Below are 14,766 nucleotides of genomic sequence, written 5' to 3' on the forward strand. Positions count from 1 at the left end.
ATAATAGCTCACTGCAAGCTTTGATGGAAAGGCCGTGCCATTGTCGGGCAGAGCCGTTAAAGAGCTTACTACCTTTAGGGAGATCCAGACCTTTGACCTTTGCATCAAAATTGGCTTTTTCAATCCCTTTTAAAGCGCGATTTAGCAATACTGCAAAACCTAAATTCTGGCGGTAAAGTAAAGAGGAACTATCAATCCATTGCCGTTCACTAGGCCAACCAGCTACAGAAGGAGGTGCAAACAGAACTTGCCCTAAGGAGCGTTGGGCCATAAGCAGGCCAAAACCAGAGTCTGATTTTAAATCAAATCCCTGGCAGACGCCTACTAATAATTCTATGGGGGATTTTATCCGTGCAGCTTGATGCTCCTTATTGTAGAACCAATCGGATCGGAAGATCTCTTGCAACAATTGACCTATATGCAAATCGCTGCGGCTAAACGATTCTGTCAAGGCCTGTCGCTTAGCCTGATCCAATTGAGGTCCGACTATAAAATTGACGATCTTATCCACTATGAATTTTGCAGTTTGCGGCTGTTGCAAAACCAGATCGATCACTTCCTCGCCTGTAAAACTTTTGCGCTTTCCAAAAACGGTCTTGGAACCGTAATCATGCTGAAATCGCACAAAACGAAAAGCACCCTGACGATCGGTTTTCCAACCGGTAAATGCTCGGGCGGCTTCTTTAATATCTGTTTCTGTATAGTGTCCCTCGCCTAAGGTGAACAATTCAAAGAGTTCCCTTGCAAAGTTTTCATTAGGTGCTGATTTTTTGTTCTGCTGATTGTTTAGAAACAAAAGCATAGCTGGATCTTTAGCTACGGCGTGCAACAGATCTCCAAACTTGCCCAAGGCATGTTTGCGCAATGTATTGTTGTGGATGGCGGCTAAAACGGGCAACTTGGCTTTAACTCCAAAATGATCGTGCCAAAAAAAGCACATCTTTTCTTGCAATGGCGAGGTAGACTCGGCCATCCCGATAAGCCACTCCAAATTCATAGCCGCTGTCTGTTCCCGGATCTTGGATTTATCCACCTTGGACATATCCGATCCTGTTCCTTTAGGAAGGCTAATTGAGAAATCATTGGTTTTAAGAAGTGATGGCAGGGCATCTTCTGGAGTCTTCCAACCCAGTTGGTCAAGCATCTCAGGTTGTGCTCCAAAGCCAGCGCGCAATAAAAGGTGTCTCAATTTGGGATCCATAGTTGTGTATTGATGAACACTTCTTGGACTCCAGATACGACCAATGGTTTAGTTGATCTCGATTTTGTAGGCTAATGTTCGCGCTCTCGCGGTTTTATGATCATGCGGAAGTATTGATCTTTATAAATATAATATCCGATCCAATTGTAAAAGGTACGGACACGGTTCTTAAAGTTCACCAAGCCCATAATGTGAATGAAGATCCAGATCAGCCAAGCAAAGAACCCTTTAAAAGTTGTTTTTTGACCCGGAGTATCCATGACCGCTTTATTACGACCTATAATGGCCATCGCCCCCAAATCCTTATAGGTAAAACGCTTCCAATTCTCTCTTGGACGTTTAAGATTAGCAGCTAAATTCTTGGCTTGTTGCAAAGCGGGCTGCGCCAATTGCGGGTGGCCTTTAGGATATTCCGCGTCATCGGCAATGAAGGCGCAATCGCCTAGGGCAAAAATATTTTCAAAGCCCTCTACTTGATTGAACCCGTTGGTTTTCATACGTCTTCCCGGACCGAGCACCTCGGTAGGTATCCCTTCAAAGGTTTTGGCGGAGACACCAGCGGCCCAGATCAAATTAATGGATTCGATGGTAGTTCCATCCGAGAGGTAAACCACATTGTCTTTAAAATCATCCACACGGGTATTCAATCGAATCTGCACGCCGAGTTCTTCCAATTTCTTGTGAGTATAGCGCTGCGATTCCGAAGACATTGGCGCTAAGACCGTATCGTTTCCATCCAACAAATAGATCTCTCCCAAATCTTCTTTGGTCAATTCCGGATAATCCTTTTGCAGAATGTGCTCGCGCATCTCGGCGAAAATACCAGAAAGCTCTACCCCTGTTGGACCAGCCCCAGCAATAACAAAGGTCAAGTGACGCTTGCGATGCACCGGGTCTTTCATACGCGTAGCTCGATCCAAACGCGTAAAGATCACATTGCGCAGCGATAGGGCATCACTGATGGTTTTCATGGGCAAACTGTATTTGGCAATATTCTCATTACCAAAATAATTGGTTTGCGCACCAGTGGCTAAAACCAAGTGATCGTAAGGCAGTTCACCATTGTTTAGCAGTATTTTATTCTCCTCTGGATGGATGGCTTGCAATTCTCCCAAACGGAAGCGCGCATTCTTGTGCTTTCGCAGAATTTTCCGAAACGGATAACTGATCGCAGAGGGCTCCATAAATCCAGCAGAAACTTGATAGATCAGCGGAGGAAAAAAGTTGTAATTATTGGCATCGACAAGAATGATTTTGTAGCGTTTGTCGTTGCTTAAACGCTTGATGAGTTCCAGGCCGGCAAAGCCTCCACCCACTATGACGACGGTTTGGGTATCGTCCATAAAGTAGTCCTTTGTTTGGACAAATAAAGATACGAAGAATCGGGCGTTTTCTTATGAAAATTCGCCCGATTTAGATAGAATTTAACGCTTGAAAGCGCGTGTGTTTTTAAGTCCTTAAATGCTTGTTGAAAAACGCCAAGGTGCGTTCCCAAGAAAGTTGGGCCGCAGGCTCATCATAACGGGGCGTCGTATTGTTGTGAAAGCCGTGATTAACGCCTGGGTACATATGTGCAGTGTACTCAATATTGTTCCCCTTAAGTACGGCCTCATAGGCAGGCCATCCCGCATTTACGCGAGTATCCAGTTCAGCGTACTGCAATAATAAAGGAGTCTTTACTTTGGCAGCGTCCTCATCGCTGGGTTGTCTGCCGTAATAAGGCACGGCTGCTGCCAAGTCTGGCACACGCACGGCCATCATATTAGAAATATATCCTCCAAAACAAAAACCAACCACGCCGATCTTCCCACTGCAATTAGGATGCTGTTTCAAATATTCAAAAGCGGCAATAAAGTCCTCAAGCATTTCCCCCCGATCTCTCTTTCGTTGCATAGTCCGACCGTCGTCATCATTTCCTGGATAACCTCCGAGTGGCCATAAGGCATCCGGAGCGATGCTTATAAAATTGGCTTTAGCCGCACGACGCCCGACATCTTCAATATATGGGTTCAATCCGCGGTTCTCATGCACCACCACAATACCGGGCAGTTTCTCATCGGCATCTTTAGGAATTGACAACAAACCTCTAATGGTTCCACCACCCTTGGGTGAATTATACTCTACATAGTCCGAATTCAAGTCAGGATCATCTGCAGCAACCACTTGGGTATTGCGGTAGTTGGGTTCCATAAAGCTCAAGAGCGAGCCAACGGTCACCGATCCCGCGGCATACAGCCCCAAGCGCTGCACAAAGCCGCGTCGGTCTATTTTATCATGGGCGTAATCATCATAGAGATCAAATACTTCCTGAGGGATATCTTCTTTTTTGAGAGGTTTGTTGGTTTCCATGTACTGTTCTTTAAAATTTTAATACTTCCAGACTAAGCCCTATTCCTAGGAAATACGACTCTTAATAAACTTAAATTGCCCGTTGTGATTGGATTCGTGTTCCACCACATGAAACCACTTACAATAATTATTAGTAGGTCCCCACGGCCAATCTTGATCAACGCTTAACAACCAGTCGTCATCCCGTTTGGCCAATTCAATTAATGAATGCTCACGGACACGGTCTAGTTTTTCCATATAAAACTCCAGCGGATTGCCTTTAATGCTGGCTCTAGCAGCGTCTCCAAGTCCCATGGCAACACCAAACTCTTCAGCATCTGCAGCGTCCCAATCGTCCCAGGCGCGGTTCTCAAAAGTGTCGACTTGATAAAATCGCTCCGTCGCAGCTAAATGATACAACATAGCACCAATAGTCTTTGCTTTATCATCTACCAAATAGTCCAAGTCCTTGGTGCTCATTCCCTGAACAGGTCTTAAGATCACGTAGCGCATCCAATTCATCATGGAAACCAAGGTTCCCACTTGTGGACTATAACCGTCTTTTGGCCCTACAATGTTAATGTCATTCAAGCTACCTCCAGAGGGCTGCAAGGGCGGCGTACTCCAAGATAAGAGCGCCCCAGAAGCCAGGGTAGCCAGGGATGCCTGCTTGATAAATCTTCTGCGGTCTACTGCATTACTTTTTTGTTCCATGATTGTATTGTGTATAGTTTGTTATTGATTGAATCTTTTGATCATATGATAGGAAAAGGTCACGATCTCTAAATAATTTTCTTTGCTGATCTTCTCATCGATTCCGTGGAATCGAGTCAAACTAGTAGGATCAAGTCTGATGGGGTAAAAGCGATAGACATCATCAGAAATATCATAAAAGTACCGAGCGTCTGTTCCTCCTCCCACTAAACCAGGCACTACGATGCTGTTGGGATAGATATCCCGTATAGTTTGTTCCAGAATTTTAAAGTTCTCCGATTCTACACTGGAAACCGGAGATGGGTTGGTCAAAAAGCCAACAGACTCTACCCGCACTTTGTCAGAGACCGTAGCAATGATATGTTCTTTAACAGACTCAATGGTCTCTCCGGGGAGTATTCTAAAATTGATAGTCGCTTCTGCTACCGTAGGAATCACATTGTTTTTCACTCCACCCTCAATAATAGTTGGCGCAGTGGTGGTATGGGAATTCAAGGCCTTTAAAATTGGTTTCTTAAATAGCCAAGGATTGGCAAAGGCCACGCGTTGCATAAAAGGCAATTCTGGCCCCATATATTCTAATTGATAATCAACTGGGTTTACGAGTTTGTACGGACGCTGATTGTCCTCTAGGTCAACAATTGCTTGAGCTAGGATTCCTATGGTATTCTCTTCTGGTGGAGCCGAACTATGCCCACCGTTGGTCTCTACAATCAGTCTAAAGGAGGCGAAACCCTTTTCAGACAAATTGATCATGGCAACAGGGCGATCAATACCTGGCACCAAACCTTCTGCTAGGAAACCACCTTCATCAATGGTTATGGCCGCTTGTACTCCTTTGCTTTTTAGACGAGCAGCGATTTGTTTTGCTCCTCTGGGCCCTCCGACTTCTTCATCGTGACCAAATGCCAAATAGATGGTCCGTTTAGGACTAAAGTTTTCTTCTAACATCTTTTCAATGGCTTCCATTACAGCCATCAAGGTTCCTTTATCATCCATAGTCCCGCGACCAATGATGTCCGTCTGGGTAATGGCTCCTTCAAAAGGGCCAGCCTCCCAATCTGATAGCGTAGGCTCATCCACAGGGACTACATCCATATGAGACATTAAAATCATCGGCTTTAAAGAAGAATCACTGCCCTGCCAAGTGTATAACAGACTGTAATCATTGATCTTTTCTAGTTCGAGCTGATTGTGAATGCGTGGAAATGTTCGCTCTAAAAAACGGTGAAACCCAAAGAAAGCCGTGGAATCTGGAGGAGTATCCTCGCTGAATGAAATGGTTTTGTAAGTCACGGCATCGGCAAGGTTTTGAAACACATCGTCAGACACTGAGACTGACTCGATGCTTCCTGCCGGCACTTGTCTAGAACCTAAGCTAAAAGTCTTTATAAGCACTATGGCGATCAATACCAATAAGGCAAGACCGAGGAAACGGAAAAATTTCTTCATGTAATTGAATGGTTGTTAGTGAAATGTAGGATTCCTAAGGTACTAAATTTAAATGCGCTCCGGCGATTTTTAACGTATGGTTCTGTCTTTTAACACGGTTCCCACACAGCAAAAACTTGCAATTCGATCTAAAATGTATCTTTGAATCTAGCAATCCTGTTTTATGGCCATCTCTAAACTCCGCAATTTTCTCTTTGCATCCATTGACCCGAGCGCCTTGGCAATCTTTAGAATTGTATTTGGCGCATTCATGATGTATCAAACTATTTACTATTTGAATATTGACTATGCGCGCCAGTTTATGAGCGGCCCAGAGTTTTTGTTTGCCTATGAAGGTTTAGCATTTATAAAACCGATGTCTTATGGGATCCTCAAGGCCATAAATATTGGAATGATTGTCGCGGCTGGTCTAATTGGTTTAGGGTTTCTATACCGTTGGGCTAGTATCTTTTTCTTCTTAGGATTTAGCTATTTCACCCTGATTGACAAAACCATCTACAACAACCATCTTTATTTGATCATGCTTCTGGCTCTGGTGATGATTTTTATGCGTGCGGATGAAAAATACAGTCTTAAACGGATAATCAAAAAATCATCGGTCAAGGCCATACCAGCCTGGAATCAATATCTGTTGGCCTTTTTAATTGGACTGCCCTATTTTTTTGGAGGTATTGCAAAGCTTTCTCCAAACTGGCTACAAACCGATCTGGTAAACCAAATCGTTTCTAAAACTCAAGACACTTTTATAACGGGAATATTTTCAGACTCAATTTTGATTCCCTTCTTTAAATACGGGGGCCTCGTTTACGACCTTGGTATAGTCTTTTTATTGTGCTTTAGAAAAACACGGTGGTTTGCCTTTGGCTTGGTGGTCCTTTTTAACTTGACCAATCACGCAGTTCTTTTTAACGATATAGGACTGTTTCCCTTCTTGATGATCTTCAGTACTGTTTTATTCTTTGATGGTGCTCGATTAGGAGCTTATTTGGATAAGCTTTTAGCCAAATTAAAGTTTAGTGGCGTCTCAGAGCTCCAACATTCTACAAGCAGCAATGCAGGAAATGGATTGACCTTTGGCTTGTTGCTTTTCTTTATAATCTTTCAATTACTATTTCCTTTAAGGCATCATTTACTGACCTATAACCCAGAGTGGACTGGCGTGGCGCAACGCTTTTCTTGGCGCATGAAGTTACAGTCTAAAACGCCCGTAGTTATGCAAATGGAACTCCAGGATCCCACTACAAAACAAGTTATACCTGTAGATGTTCAAACCTTTATGACCGCTAACCAACGCATCCACTTTTTGGAGGATCCGTTCAATGTGGTGGCCTTGGCCAAATACATCAAAAGCAAGGCAGAAGAGCAAGGCGTTGGAAAGGGTTTACAACTAAAAGCTGATATTCAAGTGATCTTCAATGGCAAAGCTATTCAGCCTTATATTGAACCCAATAAGGACTTAACTGCCATTTCCAACAGTAAAATTGGAAACGATGATTGGATAAAGCCCTTGAGGTAATTTCCAAGGAAGTTTCTAGGCTGAATTACGAGCCGCGTTAATATTTCCGAATAGTGAACGCGTCACCATCTTTTCAAAAACTGCCAATTCGTTTTCATCGGCTCCAGATGCTCTGAGATTTTGAATTTCCCGTAAGGCAAACTGCTGAATAGTCAAGAGCGGTAAAACGATCTTTTCTCGCATGCCTATGGAAGCTCTCATCACAGGAGCATCTTCCATGAGTTGCTTCATTCCTGTTAAGTCAAGAAGCAGATCACGGGTACGCTCAAACTCCTCATAGATCATTTTCCAAAAGGCGCCAAATGCTGGATCGTCTTGCATATAGGCCGTTAACGGGAAGAAGGATTTAGACATACTCATCATGGCATTCTCTACCAAGGTTTTAAAGAAAACTGAGTTTTTGTAAAGAGATTCTGCTGCCTCCCATTGCCCTTCTTGTTTGATGGCCTCAAGAGCCGTTCCGAGCCCATAGAATCCTGGAACATTCTGTTTGAGTTGACTCCAACTCCCTACAAACGGAATGGCACGCAGATCGCTAAAGACCAGCTCGGATTTTCCTCCCCTTTTAGAAGGACGGCTACCGATGTTCGTCTTAGCGTAGTACTTGAGCGTACTCATTCGCTCTAGATAAGGCAAAAAGCTCGGATGGTTTTTAAAGGCTTGATAAGCCTCATAACTGCGCTGCCCCAATTGCTCCATGGTTTCTCTATCTGCCTCAGAGATCAAATTCTTATCTGCAGCAAAGACCTCTCCACTGATTCCAGAACTAAGTAGCTGTTCTAAGTTGTATTGACAACTCTCTGGCGTTCCAAAGTTTGAGCTGATTGTCTGGCCTTGAATGGTCAATTCCACCACATTGTGTTCAATATTTGGACCGAGAGATGCATAGAATTGATGCGTTTTTCCACCTCCGCGAGCTGGAGGTCCTCCGCGACCGTCAAAGAAAGAAACACTGATCCCGTGCTGTCTGGAAACACGTGTAATATTTTCCTTAGCACGATAAATAGACCAATTCGCCATCAAGTAACCACCGTCTTTAGTACCGTCACTAAAGCCCAGCATCACGGTTTGTTTCATGCCGCGACGCTTTAAATGTGCTAAATAATCAGGATGTTGATATAAAGTGGCCATGACTTCATCAGCCATAGCAAGATCGTCTATGGTTTCAAAAAGGGGAACTACATCCACTGTTGGGGTTGGCCAATCACACATAAACAACATGGCAAAGGCTTCCATTACGTTGAGTACTGAGCCGTTATTTGAGATGATGTATCGGCTACATCCTACCTCGCCATTGGCCTTTTGGATGGTCTTCATCGCGTAAATGGCACCGAGTGTTTTCTGAGCCATTTCATCCTCTAATTGCTGCGGATCGACTTGCGCTTGGATCTGTACGAGCGCCTCGATTTTTTGCGCATCGCTCAAAGCGGCATAATCTTCTGGCAATACTCCCGTAGTCTGCGTGGCAATAGCTTCTACTACCCGCGAATGCACTCTGGAATCCTGGCGAATATCCAAGCTCGCAAAATGACAGCCAAATAAACGCACCTTCCCAATAAAGGCATCGAGCTGATCCAAATACAAGCTTTGGTGTTGTTCTATTAGAATGGAACGTACTGCGTTGAGTTCACTGAGCAAATACTCAGGAGTCAGCGTGACTTGATCATGAGGTAAAAAGATATGATCGTAAAGGGCCTGCTGCAGCTCTGCGGTACGCGCATCTATCCCTTTAAAGGTCAACCTGCGTCTTAAAGCACGCATATCTCGGTAATAATTCTTGAAGAGGGTACTGCGCAAGCGCTGTGCTACATCGAGGGTTGTTTGCGTGGTGACAAAGGGATTTCCGTCTCTATCACCACCCGGCCAAAACCCGACAGAAACTATAGGGTTATCCAAGGTCTCCCCTTCAAAGATGTGGGTATTGATGTATTTGTAAATATTGGCCACTGAAGGATAAAAGACATTCTCTAAATACCAAATAAGACGCACAGCCTCCTCATAAGGTGTGGGTTTTTCTTTTTTAAAGAATGGGGTCTTGCCCAATTGTCCCAACAATTTTTGGATATCGTCTAAGGCGTTATGCTCAATAGCCTTGGCCAAATCGGTGATGATGCCTAAAACTTGCCCAGGATAGAACTGCGTAGGGTGCGCAGTTAGTACAGTGCGTACCTGAAAGCCTTTCATATACTCCTTCAAAGCCTCCGTGGCATAGGTCTGCTGGGCTTCTTCTTTAACGCCTCTTAATGTTCCGCGGCCGTCAAGGTTGTAAATTACAGGAAAGGCAGCATCCTCAATTGCATCAAAAAGCACCACTTGACGCTCAATATATTGAATGAACCTAAAGAGTAGATCCAAGCGTTGCTTATCGTTAAGGTCTTCTGCATAGCGCGCAAAAAAAGTCGCTACGATCTCAGTAGGGTTCTTTTTATGCGCATAACCCTGCTCACAGATCTTAGCGAAAAGTGGCAACAACACCCCAGTGTTGGTGATCAAATCAAAAGGTAGGGTGGTAAATATACTGTTGTAAACGTTGTAGCGAGATCTAACATAGGTGTCAAACCGCTCCATTTTGGTCTGTTGCATAAGCCGAGATTTAACACTTAAAATTACGGAATTCTAAGCACAGCACCCCTATCTGCAATGCAGCAACAAAGAAAGAATCTACGCGAACGTTTTCGTGAGATCTACTCGGTCTCTTTTACCTTACAGGTATTTAATCCAAACGGCAAGTAAAGTGGACAAAAGGCTACAAAGCTTGTAAGTAAAAAGACCGCGGCTAGAACCATAACGGCTATTCCTAAGGTTCCACTGACTACATCAAAATAATACAAGGCTACTGCAGCAGCTGCAAGAACAAAACGCAATAGACGATCAAGGCTTCCCATGTTTTTTTTCATGACGAGAGATTTTAGTTGTTGAAAAATTCAATCAGTAAGGCCAATAGATAAAAGATGCCTAGACAAATAGCGCATACCATTAAAAGTTTGACCCACTTCTTATTCATCTGTGAAAAGTATTGATTTTGAACGTTTTGAAAAGTGACCTAGGTCACATTCGGGAAGAATCTACCTAAATAAACACGGTCCTATTCCAAAAACATAAAGCGACGCTTGGAGCGCGAATCGCTGATCATGATAAACTTTCCATTGACATAGGCGCCATATCTGGGTAGGTAAAAGTCGTCTTTGTTATCCTGGATCTTTTGTACTTTCTGAGTACCATCTAAGGTATAAACGACGCGGTATAGTGCCGAGCCCTCTAAGAAACCTTGCCTCAAGTTGGGGTCGCCATTCTTGGTAGTATCGTAATTCCTTCCTCCATTAACTAAGATATTCAGCTGATCATTTTCAATAAAAGCATTGTAAGCTCTTGGGGAAGATGCTACGCCTTTTTCAACATGATCTGCCCATACCACCTTACCGCTATTATCAATGTAAAACACCAAGAGGTCTGAATAGATTGTGCGCGTAGTAGAACCGGCCATACCGTTGACACCTCCACCGGACATGGTGACAATTATTTCTTTCAGCTCGGCCAAGACAAAATACCCCTTATCTGCTGCGGGTACTATATAGTTAATATTAAACTCGCCTAAACCCTTGCTCTTCTTTTTCTTTCGATTACCTCGTTCTGTTCCAAAAAAGGCCTTATAAACTCCTTGATCAAAGGTATAGACCAATTGCTCAGAGGGCGTAAAACTGCTTCTATCAAATACCGTGGTCTCAATTTGATTAACACCTCCAGTCTCTGCCTCTATAAAGGTATTCATGTAAATGGAAGTGTCCGTAGCAATAGGTTGGATTCCGTTGGGAAGCGCTTTTTCAATCTCAAATTCCTTAGAGACAATTCCGTTTTCATCAATGACATCTAAAGTGGCGACGTAGAAAGCCTTATCCGACTTTTTAGCTTGCAAGGATTCTGCGGTAAACTGACCGATTACCTCTAATTGCCCTTGCTGGTTCAGCAGTACGTCCAAAATGACATAATTTCGAAGATCTTGTCTTTGTAAATCCTGTGAGTAAAGCTTTTCCAGGGAATTGGCGTCAAAGGTTATAAAGCTGTATTGGATCAAATCCTTACGCTTAAAGGTAGTTACAATACTGAATGTGGCTTTCGCATCATCAATGATAAATTCTGAGTTTTTCTTGGTAGAAAACAGCCCCAATCGCTTATCTATGGGAGTTGCGATTAATTCTTTCTTATCGAGTTTTTTGGTGTTGATATCATAGACATAGGCATAAAGCGTACTGAAGCCACGACCGGCAAAGGAGTGGGTCAAGGCTATAACACGATCGCCTAAAATATACTCGCCCAAATAGACCTCCTTCTGGCTTTTTTTGACCTTTTGATCGTCCACCAGATTCATTGAGGTGTTGAAAAGATTAAAGGAGATATAACTCTTTTGCGCACGAATTAAGACCGCTTTTTGACTGGAGTGAAACTTCAAAGCGGTAATGCTGTCTGCCTTGACTTTATCGTAATAGGGCCTGGTAGTTGTTGCCTTAAGGTTTTGAAATTCTTGTCCTATTACAGGAGTTGACAACACAATAATAAAAATAGAACAAGGCTCTTTAAATTTAAAAATCGATTTAAATCCATTCGAGACCAAATTTATGATTGATGCGTTAGTTGATCATAATATCTTTTTAAAAGCAGATCTCCGAATCCGTATTGAGGTTCCTGTTGCATGAAGGCTCGAAAGACGGACGGAAAATCATTCAAAGCTGGATCTGCGATCAGTCTTTCAAGTACTTCTAAATAATGCTCCTCATAAAACTGCTGCATAAAAGACGGCAAGTTTTTCAACCCAGGTACGGCGATAGATAACATCGTGGAAAGAGTATTGACCTTTTTCTTATCGGCTTTTCGCGCAGCCTTCCACAACTCTTGAATGGAAGCCATGAGCAGGGCCGAAATGGGAATCGCATTTTGTTGTAGCGATTCAAGTTCCGAATTCTTCAATCCTGAAAAACCGTATTGATGCGGCTCTGGCGGCAACACTAAGTAATACTCACAACCTGAGCTGGTATCCATAAGGGAAGCGCAAAACCAAAAGTTGAACTGACAGAACAGATCCGCCTCAAACCAAAAATATACCTTGGATTGTTCGGGAATGTTCATCATCAATTCAAACTGAGGCAGCACTGCTTCTAAATAAAACTCACCTCCGGGATCGTCATAAGAAACATCTAAATAAGCCATCCGATTGGCAAAGAAGGTCTCTGGATTCCTTCCCTGCAAAGGCCCGTCAATAAGACATTCTCTGCAGATTAAAAGATCTCCCGAAATGCTTTCTGGAAATCGCTCCAGTAAAGCATCGCCGTTAAGTATGTGTACCGCACACATTAGAACAACTGACTGATTTGTGACTTCGCTTGCTCGTATTCCGTGATCATTTCTGTAACGATCTGCCCAGCAGGTTTTATCTGGTGGATGAGCCCTGAGATCTGCCCGATCTCGAGTTCTCCCTCTACCATATCCCCTTCAAACATGCCGCGCTTTGCGCGAGCACGTCCTAACAATTCTTTGAGTTCTTCTACAGTGGGTCCTGTTTTGTATAAGTCTTTAACGTCCTGATAGAATTTGTTCTTAAGCAGGCGAACAGGGGCCAATTCTTTGAGCGTGAGCTCTGTATCACCTTCCTTAGCTGCCACGACGGCTTCTTTAAACAACTGATGCGCTGAAGATTCTTCTGAGGCTACAAAACGACTGCCGAGTTGTACGCCATCGGCTCCAAGAACCATTGCAGCCAACATGGCTTTACCAGTGGCAATCCCACCAGCTGCAATGAGCGGCACCTTCAAATGTTCTTTAACCATAGGGATCAAAGTCAAGGTTGTGGTTTCTTCACGGCCGTTGTGTCCTCCTGCCTCAAAGCCCTCAGCAACCACAGCATCTACACCTGCATCTTGAGCCTTCAAGGCGAATTTTACGCTGCTGACCACATGAACAACGGTAATTCCTACTTCCTTTAAACGGGCGGTATAGGTCTTCGGATTTCCCGCTGATGTAAAGACGATGGGAACCTTTTCTTCAATGATGATTCCAACGATCTCTTCAATATCGGGATACAACATAGGTACGTTCACCCCAAAAGGTTGATCTGTTGCATTCTTGCACTTCTGAATGTGTTCCCGCAGCACCTCGGGATACATACTTCCTGCCCCAAGCAGGCCCAAACCTCCGGCATTACTTACCGCACTGGCCAAACGCCAGCCGCTGTTCCAGATCATTCCTCCTTGGATTAGTGGGTATTTAATTCCGAATAATGAAGTGATTGCGTTACTCATCTGCAGTTTAATTTTACCTCAGAAAAGTACGAATATTTAAGCCGAATTCAGGCGTAAAAATTTAAGAAATAACACCGCTACCAAGCAGTTCTTCTTGATGATACCAAGCCACAAACTGGCCTTCAGTAATGGCGGATTGCGCTTCTTCAAAGATGACATAAAGCCCGTGCTGGGTTTGATGCAAAGTGGCCTTTTGAAGCGGTTGACGATAGCGAATGCGTGCCATCACCTCTAGGCTTTGATCGGCCTGCAAACGCAAATCCTCACGCACCCAATGCACTTCGGGTTGTTGTACAAATAGGCCTTTACGGAACAGCCCTGGATGGTCTTTCCCTTGCCCGGTATAAATGATGTTGTTGGTCACATCAGTATCAATAACAAAAAGTGGTTCTTTGGTTCCACCAACAGCCAATCCTTTGCGTTGCCCTTTGGTAAAATAATGCGCTCCTTGATGATTGCCCACTACCTTGCCGTCGGTAAGTTCATAGGCATGCTTTGCAACCAAAGCCTGCAAGGTATCTTCGGTTTTAAGCGCCTCTTCGTAGACTGGATGATCCGCTGGCACTTCCACAATTTGACCCTCTTTTGGCGCCAATTGTTGTTGTAAAAAGTCCGGCAAGCGCACTTTACCAATAAAGCACAAGCCTTGAGAATCGCGCTTCTCTGCGGTGATCAAATCTTGCTCGGCTGCTATTTTGCGCACATCTGCTTTTTGAAGTTCTCCAACAGGGAAGAGCGTTTTAGCCAATTGCTCTTGAGATAGCTGACACAAGAAATAGGATTGATCCTTATTCGGATCTGCTCCAGAAAGCAAGGAGTAAACCTCTTGTCCGTCAATGACTTGCGTGCCTTTCCTGCAGTAATGACCCGTAGCGACATAGTCGGCACCGAGATCCATCGCGATCTTTAAAAAGACATCAAACTTGATCTCTCTGTTGCAAAGCACATCCGGATTGGGCGTGCGGCCCATCTCATATTCGCGGAACATATAGTCTACAATACGCTCTTTGTATTGCTCACTCAGATCTACCGTTTGAAAAGGAATTCCCAGCTTATCGGCAACCAGCATGGCGTCGTTGGAATCTTCCAACCACGGACATTCATTAGAAATGGTCACACTATCGTCGTGCCAATTCTTCATAAAGATACCAATGACCTCATACCCCTGCTCTTTGAGCAAGTAGGCTGCTACACTGGAATCCACTCCACCACTAAGTCCTACGACAACGCGTTTCATCTCAAAAAATTCTGGGGTGCAAAAATAC

Annotated in this window: 12 protein-coding genes; 1 reads left to right on the top strand and 11 read right to left on the bottom strand. The window is 43.9% G+C overall.

The genetic code is table 11. From position 1 onward, the window contains the following. The 5 genes from HRT75_RS01885 to HRT75_RS01905 form a co-directional block, all read right to left on the bottom strand. Positions 1-1,201: DUF1800 domain-containing protein (locus tag HRT75_RS01885; RefSeq protein WP_291182314.1), on the bottom strand; the 1,201-nt coding region annotated here is incomplete at its 3' end. Between the two features lie 71 nt (positions 1,202-1,272). Then, complete coding sequence (locus tag HRT75_RS01890; protein WP_291182315.1) at positions 1,273-2,544, bottom strand: NAD(P)/FAD-dependent oxidoreductase; 1,272 nt, start codon at positions 2,542-2,544, stop codon at positions 1,273-1,275. Between the two features lie 106 nt (positions 2,545-2,650). Further along, on the bottom strand, positions 2,651-3,550 hold the full coding sequence (locus tag HRT75_RS01895; RefSeq protein WP_291182316.1) for a dienelactone hydrolase family protein: 900 nt from the start codon (positions 3,548-3,550) through the stop codon (positions 2,651-2,653). 45 nt (positions 3,551-3,595) lie between these two features. Next, entirely contained in the window at positions 3,596-4,243 is a 648-nt protein-coding gene (locus tag HRT75_RS01900) for a DUF664 domain-containing protein (protein WP_291182317.1), read from the bottom strand. 21 nt (positions 4,244-4,264) lie between these two features. Then, complete coding sequence (locus HRT75_RS01905; RefSeq protein ID WP_291182318.1) at positions 4,265-5,695, bottom strand: M20 family peptidase; 1,431 nt, start codon at positions 5,693-5,695, stop codon at positions 4,265-4,267. A 163-nt stretch (positions 5,696-5,858) separates the two neighbouring features. On the opposite strand from HRT75_RS01905, the gene HRT75_RS01910 reads away from it, so the two are divergent. Next, positions 5,859-7,211 carry an HTTM domain-containing protein gene (locus tag HRT75_RS01910; RefSeq protein WP_291182319.1) on the top strand — a complete coding sequence of 451 codons (1,353 nt, stop codon included), beginning with the start codon at positions 5,859-5,861 and terminating at the stop codon, positions 7,209-7,211. A 15-nt stretch (positions 7,212-7,226) separates the two neighbouring features. Here the strand turns inward: HRT75_RS01910 and HRT75_RS01915 are convergent, their stop codons facing one another. The 6 genes from HRT75_RS01915 to mnmA form a co-directional block, all read right to left on the bottom strand. Continuing rightward, on the bottom strand, positions 7,227-9,794 hold the full coding sequence (locus HRT75_RS01915) for a phosphoenolpyruvate carboxylase (RefSeq protein ID WP_291182320.1): 2,568 nt from the start codon (positions 9,792-9,794) through the stop codon (positions 7,227-7,229). A gap of 101 nt (positions 9,795-9,895) precedes the next feature. After that, positions 9,896-10,108: a DUF2892 domain-containing protein gene (locus HRT75_RS01920; protein WP_291182321.1), complete on the bottom strand. Its 213-nt coding sequence runs from the start codon at positions 10,106-10,108 to the stop codon at positions 9,896-9,898. A gap of 188 nt (positions 10,109-10,296) precedes the next feature. Further along, positions 10,297-11,757: a hypothetical protein gene (locus tag HRT75_RS01925; protein ID WP_291182322.1), complete on the bottom strand. Its 1,461-nt coding sequence runs from the start codon at positions 11,755-11,757 to the stop codon at positions 10,297-10,299. 65 nt (positions 11,758-11,822) lie between these two features. After that, complete coding sequence (locus HRT75_RS01930) at positions 11,823-12,557, bottom strand: hypothetical protein (RefSeq protein WP_291182323.1); 735 nt, start codon at positions 12,555-12,557, stop codon at positions 11,823-11,825. Beyond that, on the bottom strand, positions 12,557-13,501 hold the full coding sequence (locus tag HRT75_RS01935) for a nitronate monooxygenase (protein ID WP_291182324.1): 945 nt from the start codon (positions 13,499-13,501) through the stop codon (positions 12,557-12,559). The genes HRT75_RS01930 and HRT75_RS01935 overlap by 1 nt, the downstream gene beginning before the upstream one ends. 61 nt (positions 13,502-13,562) lie before the next feature. Further along, entirely contained in the window at positions 13,563-14,738 is a 1,176-nt protein-coding gene (gene mnmA / locus HRT75_RS01940; RefSeq protein ID WP_291182325.1) for a tRNA 2-thiouridine(34) synthase MnmA, read from the bottom strand. Positions 14,739-14,766: the final 28 nt, after the last annotated feature.

The sequence above is a fragment of the Gilvibacter sp. genome (assembly GCF_013214815.1).
Taxonomy (GTDB): Bacteria; Bacteroidota; Bacteroidia; order Flavobacteriales; family Flavobacteriaceae; genus Gilvibacter.